Origin of the sequence: Streptomyces sp. BR1 (assembly GCF_052373795.1) — a bacterium.
GTDB lineage: Bacteria > Actinomycetota > Actinomycetes > Streptomycetales > Streptomycetaceae > Streptomyces.
The window spans coordinates 6,580,745-6,592,992 of sequence record NZ_CM126252.1; the positions used below are offsets into that span (position 1 = coordinate 6,580,745).

8 protein-coding genes and 1 pseudogene are annotated in these 12,248 nt (G+C 71.0%); 6 read left to right on the forward strand and 3 right to left on the reverse strand.

From position 1 onward, the window contains the following. Positions 1–44 precede the first annotated feature (44 nt). The 4 genes from ACT1U9_RS28920 to ACT1U9_RS28935 all read left to right on the forward strand — a co-directional run bounded on the left by ACT1U9_RS28920 (position 45) and on the right by ACT1U9_RS28935 (position 4,716). The gene (locus ACT1U9_RS28920; protein WP_444535559.1) at positions 45–1,154 is read left to right on the forward strand and encodes an NAD(P)H-dependent flavin oxidoreductase; all 1,110 of its coding nucleotides are present in this window, start codon (positions 45–47) and stop codon (positions 1,152–1,154) included. After that, positions 1,151–2,710, forward strand: coding sequence for an acyl-CoA synthetase (locus ACT1U9_RS28925; protein WP_444535560.1), 1,560 nt, complete (start codon positions 1,151–1,153; stop codon positions 2,708–2,710). Before ACT1U9_RS28920 ends, ACT1U9_RS28925 begins: the two co-directional genes overlap by 4 nt. Positions 2,711–2,830: 120 nt before the next feature. Further along, on the forward strand, positions 2,831–3,781 hold the full coding sequence (locus ACT1U9_RS28930; RefSeq protein WP_444535561.1) for an NAD-dependent epimerase/dehydratase family protein: 951 nt from the start codon (positions 2,831–2,833) through the stop codon (positions 3,779–3,781). A 92-nt stretch (positions 3,782–3,873) separates the two neighbouring features. Continuing rightward, positions 3,874–4,716 (forward strand): RNA polymerase sigma-70 factor, encoded by an 843-nt coding sequence (locus tag ACT1U9_RS28935; RefSeq protein ID WP_444535562.1) that lies wholly within the window; start codon positions 3,874–3,876, stop codon positions 4,714–4,716. Between the two features lie 44 nt (positions 4,717–4,760). Here ACT1U9_RS28935 and ACT1U9_RS28940 read toward each other — a convergent pair whose 3' ends face one another. Both ACT1U9_RS28940 and paaK read right to left on the reverse strand, forming a co-directional pair. Next, on the reverse strand, positions 4,761–7,136 hold the full coding sequence (locus tag ACT1U9_RS28940; RefSeq protein WP_444539278.1) for a penicillin acylase family protein: 2,376 nt from the start codon (positions 7,134–7,136) through the stop codon (positions 4,761–4,763). Positions 7,137–7,346: 210 nt separating this feature from the next. Then, on the reverse strand, positions 7,347–8,651 hold the full coding sequence (paaK, locus tag ACT1U9_RS28945) for a phenylacetate--CoA ligase PaaK (RefSeq protein WP_444535563.1): 1,305 nt from the start codon (positions 8,649–8,651) through the stop codon (positions 7,347–7,349). Between the two features lie 258 nt (positions 8,652–8,909). Between paaK and ACT1U9_RS28950 the strand changes: the two are divergent. Then, positions 8,910–9,578 (forward strand): annotated as a pseudogene (locus tag ACT1U9_RS28950) (alpha/beta fold hydrolase); the annotation flags it as partial. A gap of 21 nt (positions 9,579–9,599) precedes the next feature. Here ACT1U9_RS28950 and ACT1U9_RS28955 read toward each other — a convergent pair. Continuing rightward, positions 9,600–11,222 carry an acyl-CoA synthetase gene (locus ACT1U9_RS28955; RefSeq protein WP_444535564.1) on the reverse strand — a complete coding sequence of 541 codons (1,623 nt, stop codon included), beginning with the start codon at positions 11,220–11,222 and terminating at the stop codon, positions 9,600–9,602. 166 nt (positions 11,223–11,388) lie between these two features. On the opposite strand from ACT1U9_RS28955, the gene ACT1U9_RS28960 reads away from it, so the two are divergent. Next, a complete protein-coding gene (locus tag ACT1U9_RS28960) occupies positions 11,389–12,189 on the forward strand; it encodes a crotonase/enoyl-CoA hydratase family protein (RefSeq protein WP_444535565.1) in 801 nt (266 codons plus the stop codon). Positions 12,190–12,248: the final 59 nt, after the last annotated feature.

Genomic DNA, 12,248 nt, shown 5'->3' on the forward strand with positions numbered 1-12,248 from the left:
AAAATCTCTTCCCTCGGTGCCCCCGCTGCGGCATCCTGCGCCCCATGCAGACGGAGCTGAGCAGGAGACTGGGAGTCGAGCACGCCATCTTCGGTTTCACGCCCTTTCCCGCGGTGGCCGCCGCGATCAGCCGGGCCGGGGGGTTCGGGGTGCTCGGCGCGGTCCGCTACACCGCGCCCGACGACCTCGCGCGCGATCTCGACTGGATGCAGGACCACACCGACGGACTGCCCTACGGGCTCGATGTCGTGATGCCCGCGCGCAGAGTGGAGGGCGTTACCGAGGCCGATGTCGAGGCCATGATCCCGGACGGGCATCGGCAGTTCGTGCGGGCGACCCTGGCCAAGCACGGGGTGCCCGAGCTCGCGGAGGGCGAGGCGTCCGGGTGGCGTATCACGGGGTGGATGGAGCAGGTCGCCCGTAACCAGCTCGACGTCGCCTTCGAGTATCCGATCAAGCTGCTCGCCAACGCGCTGGGGTCGCCGCCCGCCGACGTCGTCGAGCGGGCCCATGGCGCCGGTGTCCTGGTCGCGGCCCTCGCGGGCAGCGCCAAGCACGCGCGCCACCACGCCGACGCGGGCATCGACATCGTCGTCGCGCAGGGCTACGAAGCCGGCGGGCACACCGGCGAAATCGCCTCCATGGTGCTTGTGCCCGAAGTCGTCGAGGCGGTCGGTCCGTTGCCGGTGCTCGCCGCCGGAGGTATCGGCAGCGGCGCCCAGGCGGCCGCCGGGCTCGCGCTCGGCGCGCAGGGCGTCTGGCTCGGCTCGCTCTGGCTGACCACCACCGAGGCCGATCTGCACTCCCGCGCGCTCACCCAGAAGCTCCTCGCGGCGGGCTCCGGCGACACCGTCCGCTCGCGCGCCCTGACCGGCAAGCCCGCACGCCAGTTGCGCACCGAGTGGACCGACGCCTGGGACGACCCGAGCGGCCCCGGCACCCTGCCGATGCCGTTGCAGGGGCTGCTGGTCGCCGAGGCGCTGTCCCGTATCCAGAAGTACGAGGTCGGGCCGCTGCTCGGTACGCCGGTCGGGCAGATCGTCGGGCGGATGAGCTCCGAGCGCAGTGTGCAGGAGGTCTTCGACGAGCTGACGCGGGGCTTCGAGCAGGCCGTGGACCGTATCAACCGCATCGCCGGAAGGGGTGGGGCATGACCGCCGACCAGCAGCCGCCCAACGGGTTCTGGGCACAGGCCGCCGCCGACCCGGACCGTGTCGTGCTGACGGCCCCGGACGGGGTCGGCTGGACGGCGGGCCGACTGCACGCCGCCGTCAACCAGTTGGTCCACGGGCTGCGCGCGGCCGGACTCGAAAAGGGCGACGCGTTCGCCGTCGTGCTGCCCAACGGGGTCGAGTTCTTCACCGCGTATCTGGCCGCGTCCCAGGCCGGTTTCTATCTCGTCCCCGTCAACCACCATCTGGTCGGGCCCGAGATCGCGTGGATCGTCGCCGACTCCGGTGCCAAGGTGCTGATCGCGCACGAGCGGTTCGCGGAGGCGGCGACCGCGGCAGCCGACGAGGCGAGGCTGCCGGGCAGCCACCGCTATGCCGTGGGCGAGGTGGCCGGGTTCCGCCCGTACGCCCAACTCCTGGACGGACAGCCCGCGTCGGTGCCCGACGGCCGCACGCAGGGCTGGGTGATGAACTACACCTCGGGCACCACCGGCCGCCCGCGCGGCATCCGGCGCCCGCTCTCCGGAAAGCTCCCCGAGGAGTCGTATCTCGGCGGCTTCCTGGGCATCTTCGGCATCAAACCGTTCGACGGCAACGTCCATCTCGTCTGCTCGCCGCTCTACCACACGGCCGTCCTGCAGTTCGCGGGCGCGTCGCTGCACATCGGCCATCCGCTGGTCCTGATGGACAAGTGGACGCCGGAGGAGATGCTGCGCCTGATCGACGCGTACGGCTGTACGCACACCCACATGGTTCCGACCCAGTTCCACCGGCTGCTCGCGCTGCCCGTCGAGGTGCGGGCGCGGTACGACGTGAGCTCGCTGCGGCACGCCATCCATGGCGCGGCCCCGTGCCCCGATCACGTCAAGCGGGCGATGATCGAGTGGTGGGGGAGCTGTGTGGAGGAGTACTACGCGGCGAGCGAGGGCGGCGGGGCGTTCGCCACGGCCGAGGACTGGCTGAAGAAACCGGGCACGGTCGGCAAGGCGTGGCCCATCAGCGAGTTGGCGGTCTTCGACGACGACGGCGAGCGGCTGCCCGCCGGTCAGCTCGGCACCGTCTACATGAAGATGTCGACCGGCGGCTTCAGCTACCACAAGGACGAGGGCAAGACGCGGAAGAACCGTATCGGCGACTTCTTCACCGTGGGGGATCTCGGCTGTCTCGACGAGGACGGCTACCTCTTCCTGCGCGACCGCAAGATCGACATGATCATCTCGGGCGGGGTCAATGTCTATCCGGCCGAGATCGAGGCCGAGCTCCTTACGCATCCGGCCGTCGCCGACGCCGCCGTGTTCGGCATCCCGCACCCGGACTGGGGCGAGGAGGTCAAGGCGGTCGTCGAACCCGCCCCCGGCCATGACCCCGGCCCGGCGCTCGCCGCCGCGATACTCGCCCACTGCGAACAGCGGCTCGCGGGCTTCAAGCGGCCCAAGTCGGTCGACTTCATCGCCGCGATGCCGCGCGACCCCAACGGCAAGCTCTACAAACGGCGGCTGCGCGAGCCGTACTGGCAGGGGCACGAGCGGGCTATGTGACCCTGTGACCCAGGCCACATCGTGCGAGTGTCACGCGCGGTGGGCCTCGCCCGTCCTGATGCCGACACACCCCCGGGGCCGCGAATCCGCGCCCGGGGGACGGACATCAGGAGGAACCCCATGCGTGTTCTCGTCGCCGGAGCCACCGGAGTCATCGGGCGGGCCCTCGTGCCGCTGCTCGCCTCGGTCGGCCACGACGTCATCGGCCTGTCCCGCTCGACCGGGCGGGCCGCGGCCCTGGAGCGGGCGGGGGCGAAGGCGGTCGTCGCCGACGCCCTCGACGCCGCAGCCCTCGACCGGGCGGTGCGCGAAGCCGCCCCGGACGCCGTCGTCCATCTCCTCACGGCCATCCCGGCCGAGCTCAACCCCCGTAAAATGCAGAAGGAGTTCGCCCTCACCGACCGGCTGCGCACCGAGGGCACCCGCAATCTCGTCGAGGCGGCCCGCAACGCGGGCGTGCGGCGGATCGTCTCGCAGAGCGTCGCCTTCGCGTACGACCCGGACGGCGACGCGCTCGCCAACGAGGACACCCCGCTGTGGCAGGCGCCGCCCAAGCAGTTCCGGCGCTCGCTGGACGCGCTGCGCGAGCTGGAGCTGCGCACGCAGGACGCGGGCGGTCTGGTGCTGCGCTTCGGGCATCTCTACGGTCCGGGCTCGGCGTTCGACACCGACGGGCAGTTCACGCGTCAGATCAAGGACGGCAAGTTCCCGCTGGTCGGCGGCGGTCCGGCGGTCTTCTCCTTCACGCACGCGCACGACGCCGCCACGGCTGTGGTCGCGGCCCTGGACCGGAACGTCACCGGCGTCCTCAACGTCGTCGACGACGATCCGGCCCCCATGAGCACCTGGGTGCCGGAGCTGGCCCGACTGCTCGGCGCTCCCGCGCCCAAGCGCCTGCCCACCTTCGTCGCGCGGCTCGTCGCCGGCGGCTGGGCGGTGTCGTACATGACCCGGCTGCGCGGCGCCGACAACGCCCGCGCCCAGCTCAGCCTGGACTGGCGGCCGCGTCACACTTCGTGGCGCGGCGGCTTCGCGGTCGAGTTGAATGGGCCGGCGGCCGCGGCGATCTGATGCCCATGGCCGGTACAGGGGAGAGGACACGCACGATGGCAGCGCCCGCGCACCAGGGGAATCCGGCAGCGGAACGGGGAGGGGATCCCGCCGTGGAGTTCGAGCGGTACCGGCCGCTGCTGCTCGGGCTCGCCTATCGTTTCCTCGGCTCGATGTGGGACGCCGAGGACGTCGTCCAGGACGCCTATCTGCGCTGGCGGGGCGTCGACCACGAGGAGATCCGGGAGCCCCGCGCGTTCCTGATCAAGGTGGTCTCGCGGCTCGCCCTCGACCAGCTGCGCTCCGCGCGCGTGACCCGTGAGGCGTACACCGGCCCCTGGCTGCCCGAGCCGGTCGCCACCGACGCGCTCGGGCCGATGGACACGGCCGAGCTCCGCGACACGGTCGCGTTCGCCACCGTGCATCTGATGGAGCGTCTGACGCCGCCGGAGCGAGCCGTGTTCGTGCTGCGCGAGGCGTTCGAGCTGCCGTACGAGGAGATCGCCGACATCCTCGGAGTGACCGTCGCCAACTGCCGCCAGATGTTCCGCCGGGCCGGACAGCATCTGACCGCCGGGCGTGAACGCTTCAAGCCCGCCGGTGAGGACCACGAGAAGCTGTTCACGCGCTTCCTGGCGGCGGCCCAGAACGGCGATCTCGCCGGGCTCACCGAGCTGCTGAGCGAGGACGTCGTCGCCTGGAACGACGGCGGCGGCAAGGTCCGCGCCGCCCTGCGCCCGGTCCTCGGCCGCGCCAAGGTCCTCGCCTTCCTCACCGGTCTGCTCAAGAAGTACGAGGTCGGAGGGGTCCGCATCCTGGACATCAACGGCGCGCCCGCGTTGTACACCTCCCTCGACGACCGCTCCCAGCTCACCTCGCTCGACGTGCGCGACGGCCGCATCCACGGGATCTACTCCGTGCTCAACCCCGACAAGCTCGGCCACGTACCCGTGTGACCGGCCGATGCGGCCCGCCGTGTGGCGGCGGGCCGCGCCTCTCGTCAGCGGTGCTCGTGCACCCGTACCACCCGCAGCGCGGGCGAGGCGAGGATGTCCCGCTCGCAGAAGCGGGACGTCACCCAGCGCTTGGCCGAGTACAGCTTCGTCTGGTCGCTGTAGTGCGGGGAGTTGGGGTTCTCGGACTGGGAGTACGTGAGCAGTGTGCGGGCCACGGGGCAGGCGCTGCCGTTCCAGCCGATCGCCTGGATGTGGCTGGACCCGGTGGACACCTCGGTGTAGCCGGCCGTCGGGTCCCAGATGCCCTCGACCTTGTTCCAGATGCCGAGCCCTTCGGTGCCGCCGGACAGCGGGAAGCGCTTCCCGTTCCGTACGACGTACTGGTGCTCGCCGAGAGCCGAGTCCAGTGGAATGCCCGCCGCGCGCAGCTCGGTCACGGCGTCGGCAAGGGCCCGTGCGACGCCCGGCGAGGCGGTGTTGAGCGTGTTCGGCGTGCGGACCGGATCGGCGGCGGAGAACGGTACCTTCCACAACTCGGCCGCCGGTACGGTCGCGGTCAGCTTGCGCCAGTAGCGGTCGAAGAGCAGCGCTCCCCGGCTCGTGGAGTTGACCGTACGGTCCCACTTGGCCAGCACCGCGCACGCCGAGGAGACATCAACTGCCTTGCCGCCGCTGTTCGTTGCCGTTCCGCCGGGCAGGGCCGCGCAGGCCTTGGCCGTGTCGGCGGCCGTCAGGTTTCCGGCGGGCGCCCGGTCGGCGAACTCCTGCCGCTGGAGATCGGCGACCGTCAGCTCGCCCTTCGCCGCCATCGCCGAGACGTCCTCGATGGCGCCCCGCGTACGCAGCGAGCGGGGCGTGCCGACGGCGCCGAAGACGCGCTCAAAGCCGGTCAGCGGATGGTCGGCGTTGGTCAGCCAGGCGCTGTCGTTGGAGTTCTCGGCGTACGCGGCGTCCTTGAGCACCGGCATTTTGGCGGGCCCGAACACTCCGGGCTGCACGGCGTCCGGGTCCGAGCCGAGCGCGCAGTCACCGCGCGAGCCGTCCAGGACCGCGACGCCCGACGCCGGGTAGAGCGCCTTGCCCAGCGGGGTCGAGCAGCGCGCGGCCAGCTCGTCCGTGATGCGCGGGAGCACCTGGGACTGGGTGAACAGGGAGTGCCCCGAGGAGTCGGCGGCGATCGTGTTCACCCACGGCAGACCCTGGGTGCGGCCGAGGGCCTTGAGCATGTCGGCGGTGCTGCGCGCCTTGGCGAAGCCGAGGCCCGTGTCGGCGGCGCGCAGATTGAGCGCGTTGGGGTCGTTGAGCGCGAACGCCGTGGTCTTGGTCCACGGGAGCGGCAGCGAGGGGCCGAGGTTGCTGACGATCGGCCCGTACCGGGTCCACCACTGCGTACGGGTGACGGCCGCCCCGCCCTTCACCGGTACGGTCACCGTACGCCGGGTCATGTGCTCCGGCTTGCCGTCGACGAGATACGCGGTCGGGTCGGCCGGGTCGAGGCTGAGCTGGTGCAGGTTGAGCGTGACGCCGGTCGCGACGGTGTGGCTCCAGGCCACCTTGTCGTTGAAGCCGATGCTCACCGTCGCGCTGCCGAGCAGGGCGCCGCCCGAGACATTCAGCTCGCCCGGGATGGTCTGCTGCATCTGCCAGAAGCGGCGGCCGCCGTGCCAGGGGTAGTGGGGATTGCCGAGCAGCAGCCCGCGTCCGTTGGCCGTGGCGGCGCCGCTGAACGCGACCGCGTTGGAGCCCATGTCGGCCTTGTCCGGGGCGAACAGCTCACTGGCCGCCTTGGCGCTGCCCGCCGGGTCCGGGGCGGTCGCGGGGGTCGCGGCGGTCGGTGGCTGCGCGGCCGTGATGCCGTCGACGCCGCGCCCCTGCCCGCCGAGCACCGAGATCGCGAAGCCGTGCGCGGCCACGTCGGAGAGCGTCACCGGCCGGACCCAGCGCGCGCCCTTGCAGGCCGGGTCGGTGATCCGGTTCTGCTTCAGCCAGGCGTTGTAGCCCGCCGCCCAGCCGCGCATCAGCTCCTTCGACTGCGCGCTCGGCCCGGCGGGCGCGCGGGTCGCGAGCAGCTTCTCGACGACGTGCGCGTCCCTGACTCCCTTGAAATACAGGTCGCTTGACAGGTTCTTGCTGGCCGAGGAGAGCGAGCCGTCGGTCTCGCCGTCGGCGCCGAACCACCGCGACCGCTCCCCGCGCACCGTGACGAACCCGTCGGCGAGGGTGCACACCTGGTCGGCCGCCTGGGCGTAGCCGGTGCCGAAGCCGAGGTCGGCGTAGTCCTTGGCGACGATGTGCGGGATGCCGTACTCGGTGTAGCGGATGACGGCGGACAGGCCGCCGCCCGAGGGGTGGCGGTCGCGGTCACGGTTCTCGGCGGCGGCCGCCGGGGAGAGCGAGGCGGCGACGGTGAACAGGGCGATCCCGGTGAGCGCGAGCCGTCTGGCCCGGGTCGTCGTGCGTGTACGTGTACGTGTTCCTGTGCGCGTGCGGAGAGCCAACGTTCCTCCCAAATGGGCGGGTGACACTGGTGGTTGCTCATGACATACGGCGTACCGCAGCCACTCATTCAGCCCGAGCGCACACCTGTCAACAGGCCGACCGGCACCACCGCCCGCCCCCGGGGAAGATCCTCAGCCGTGAGCCGCGGGACCGTTGCGCAGATCGACGATCCGCTTGAACTTGCCCACCGACCGCTCGATCGTCTCCGGGTCGACGACCTCGACCCCGACCGAGACCCCGATGCCGTCCTTGACCGCCGAGGCGATCGAGGCGGCGGCCGCCTCCCGCTGCTCGGGCGCCGTGTCCGCGCGCGCCTCCACCCGTACCGTCAGCGCGTCCAGCCTGCCCTCCCGGGTGAGCCGCAGCTGGAAGTGCGGGGCGACGCCGGGTGTGCGCAGCACGATCTCCTCGATCTGGGTGGGGAAGAGGTTGACCCCGCGCAGGATCACCAGGTCGTCGCTGCGACCGGTCACCTTCTCCATCCGCCGGAACACCCGGGCCGTACCGGGCAGCAGCCGGGTCAGGTCCCGTGTCCGGTAACGGATCACGGGCATGGCCTCCTTGGTGAGCGAGGTGAAGACCAGCTCGCCCCGCTCGCCCTCGGGCAGCACCTCGCCGGTGAGCGGGTCGACGATCTCGGGGTAGAAGTGGTCCTCCCAGATGTGCAGCCCGTCCTTGGTCTCCACGCACTCCTGCGCCACGCCCGGCCCCATGACCTCGGACAGGCCGTAGATGTCGACCGCGTCGATGGCGAACCGCTCCTCGATCTCGCGGCGCATCTCCTCCGTCCACGGCTCGGCCCCGAAGATGCCGACCTTCAGCGCGGTGGTCCGGGGATCGACGCCCTGACGCTCGAACTCGTCGAGGAGCGTCAGCATGTACGACGGCGTGACCATGATGATCTCGGGGCGGAAGTCCTGGATCAACTGGACCTGACGTGCCGTCATGCCGCCGGACGCCGGGATCACCGTGCAGCCCAGCCGCTCGGCTCCGTAGTGCGCCCCCAGACCGCCCGTGAACAGCCCGTATCCGTATGCGATATGGACCTTGTGGCCGGGCCTTCCGCCCGCCGCGCGGATCGAGCGGGCCACCACGTCCGCCCAGGTGTCCAGATCCCGCTCGGTGTAGCCGACGACGGTCGGGCGGCCGGTCGTCCCGCTGGAGGCGTGCACACGGCGGATCTGTGCCTCGGGGACGGCGAACATCCCGAAGGGGTAGTGGTCGCGCAGATCCGCCTTGGTGGTGAAGGGGAAGCGGGCCAGGTCGGCGAGCGAGCGGCAGTCCTCGGGCCGTATCCCCGCCTTGTCGAACGCCTCCCGGTAGAAGCCCACATGCTCGTACGCATGGCGCAGCGAGGCCCGCAGCCGGTCGAGCTGCAGGGCTTCCAGCTCCGGCCTGCTGAGCCGTTCCGCCGCGTCCAGCAGAGGTGCCGCCATGGGCCGCTCCCGTCATCACTCCGTACGAATCGGACGACCGATCATTCGGTCGATCCTCCCGGAATCAGTAATCCAGCCATCCGGCCGGACCGTCAAGACCTGTGGACAACCCGCTTCGCGCGTCGCCGTGCGCGCTCTCGGCGAAATTCCTTGGTGAGATCGCCATGGGCTGTGAGGATCACCGGTATGCCTGAGTTCACGACGCATGACGAGACCGCGCACGACGGGCCCGAGGCCGGTGACGGCGTCCGCAGGGTGCTGACCGGCTCGGGGATCCGGCTCGCGTACCGCGTCCGGGGCGAGGAGTCCGCGCCGCCCGTCGTCCTCGTGCACGGCCGGGGCGGCACCGGTGCCGACTGGACCCGCATCGCCGAAGCGCTCGCGGCGACGCGTCGCGTCTACGCCCGCGACCTGCGCGGCCACGGACTCAGCGACTGGCCCGGCAGCTACTCGTTCGAGGGGTTCCGCGATGATCTGCGCGGCTTCATCGACGCCCTCGGGCTGGCCGGCGCCGATGTCGTCGGCCACTCCATGGGGGCCGCCGCCTGCGTGCTGCTCGCCGAGGACGCGCCCGGGCTGATCGGGCGGCTGGTCCTGGAGGAGTGCCCGCCGCTGATCCCCATCGTGCCGAGGCGCGGGTTCGTGGAGCGGCCCGAAGGAGAGCTCTCCTTCGACTGGGCGATCATCGGCGACATCGACGCCCAGCTGAACGACCCCGATCCCACCTGGTACGAGGGCTACGCGACCCTGACCACCCCGACCCTGCTCGTCGCGGGCGGTCCGGACAGTCACATCGACCAGATGGCGATAGCCGAGATGGCCGCCCGCATCCCCGGCGCCCGGCTCGTCACGATCGACGCGGGCCACTCCGTCCATGCCGAGCGTCCGGACGAATTCCTGGCGGAGATACGGGAGTTCGGCATCTGACCACCCGGTTCCGCCGGTCCGTCACCCCGTCGCCGACTCCGCCGCCACCGCCCGGGCCCACCGGTAGTCCGCCTTGCCGCTGGGCGAGCGCTGGATGGTGGGCGCGATCACCAGCTGGCGCGGCACCTTGTAGCCCGCGAGCCGGGTGCGGCAGTGGCTCTGGATGTCGTCGAGCGACGGCGTCCCGGCGCCCTCGCGCAACTGCACCACCGCCGCCACATGGTTGCCCCACTTCGCGTCCGGCACCCCGGCGACCAGCGCGTCGTACACATCCGGATGGGACTTGAGCGCCTGCTCGACCTCCTCCGGATACACCTTCTCGCCACCGGTGTTGATGCACTGCGAGCCCCGGCCGAGGACGGTGACGATGCCCTCCTCGTCGACCGTCGCCATGTCCCCGAGCAGCACCCAGCGCTCGCCGTCCTTCTGGAAGAACGTGTCGGCGGTTTTGACCGGGTCGTTGTAGTAGCCGAGCGGTACGTGACCGCGCTGGGCGATACGGCCCGGCTCGCCGGGCTTCACCGGCTCGTACGTGACCGGGTCGACCACCGCCGTACGGGAGTTGACGCGCAGCCGGAACCCCTTGTCGGGGCCGGAGTCGTCGGTCGCCGTACCGTTGAAGCCGGACTCCGACGAGCCGAAGTTGTTGAGCAGCATCGCGTTCGGGACCAGTGCGCTGAACTGGGCGCGGACCGTCTCCGACATGATCGCGCCGGACGAGGAGACGCTGAACACGGACGAGCAGTCGGTGCCCTTCATGGGGCCGCTCAGTGCGTCGATCAGCGGCCGCAGCATCGCGTCGCCGACCAGCGACACACTGGTGACCCGTTCTTTTTCGATCGTACGCAGGACTTCCTCGGGCACGAACTTACGGTGGATGACCACGCGTTGGCCGAAGTTGAAGCCGATGAACGCGGTGAGCGTGGAAGTGCCGTGCATCAGCGGGGGAGTGGGGAAGAAGGTGATGCCCTCGCCGCCCGCCGCGACCCGCTCGGCCAGCTCCTGCGGCCGTCCTATGGGCTCACCGGTCGGCGCGCCGCCGCCCAACCCGGAGAAGAACAGGTCCTCCTGGCGCCACATCACGCCCTTGGGCATGCCGGTGGTGCCGCCGGTGTAGATGATGAAGAGGTCGTCGGGCGATCTGGGCGCGAAGCCGCGCCCGGCGGACGAGGCCGCCTCGGCCGCGGTGAACGGTACGGCGTCGAGCGCGGGCGCCTCCTCGGGCGGCGCCCCGACCCGTATCAGATGGCGCAGCTTCTCGGTGTGCGGCAGCGCGCCCGCGACCCGCTCGGTGAACTCGGCGTCGAAGACCAGCGCCGCGAGGTCCGCGTCGCGGTAGAGGTAGACCAATTCCTCTTCCACATAGCGGTAGTTGACGTTGACCGGCACCACTCTGGCCTTGAGGCAGCCAAGCACCGTCTGGAGGTATTCGACGCCGTTGTAGAGGTGCAGCCCCAGATGTTCGCCCGGGCGGATGCCGCTGTCGAGCAGATGGTGGGCGATCCGGTTGGCCGCCGCGTCCAGCTGCGTGTAGGTCAGCCGGCGCTCCGCTCCCGTGCCGGGGTGGTCGACGTACAGCAGGGCCTCGCGGTCGGGGACCACGTCGACGACCGACTCGAACAGGTCGGCAAGGTTGTACTCCACCGCTCCTCCTGACCCCGGCGTCATCCCGTGTGGCCGTCATCAGAGCAGAGCCGACCGCAACTGGGAAGGGTCCCCGGCGAAAGAATCTGACTGACTGTCAGAAAACTCTTGTACTGGGCCCCCGGCTCCTGCAACCTGTTCCAGTCCGATGACGGGAGGCACGCCCATGGGTGGCACCGAACACCTCGCCGTGCGCCGCGAAGGCGCCACACTCGTACTCACCCTCAACCGGCCGCAGGCCAAGAACGCGCTCTCGCTCGCCATGCTGGTCGGCCTCTACGACGGGTGGCTGGAGGCCGACGCCGACGACACGGTCCGCTCGGTCGTCCTCACTGGTGCAGGCGGCGCGTTCTGCGCGGGCATGGACCTCAAGGCGCTCGCGGGCCGGGGGATGGAGGGCGAGCAGTACCGCGACCGGCTCAAGGCCGACCCCGACCTCCACTGGAAGGCGATGCTCCGCCATCACCGCCCGCGCAAACCCGTGATCGCGGCGGTGGAGGGTGCGTGTGTGGCGGGCGGCACCGAGATCCTTCAGGGCACCGACATCCGCGTCGCCGGGGAGAGCGCGGTCTTCGGGCTCTTCGAGGTCCGGCGCGGACTGTTCCCCATAGGCGGCTCGACCGTGCGGCTCCAGCGCCAGATCCCGCGTACGCACGCCCTGGAGATGCTGCTCACCGGGCGCCCGTACAGCGCGGCCGAGGCGCGGGACATCGGGCTCGTCGGCCGCGTGGTGCCCGACGGCAGCGCGCTCGATACGGCGCTGGAGATCGCCGAACAGATCAACGCCTGCGGCCCGCTGGCCGTCGAGGCGGTCAAGGCGTCGGTGTACGAGAGCGCGGAGATGACGGAGACCGACGGGCTCGCGGCCGAGTTGAAACGCGGCTGGCCGGTGTTCGATACGGCCGATGCGAAGGAAGGCGCTCGCGCCTTCGCGGAGAAGCGTGCGCCTGTTTACCGGCGCGCGTAGCCGCTGCCACTGGCACGGGTCGCTCTGAGGCTGCGGGCCGTCGTGGGCTGGTCGCGCAG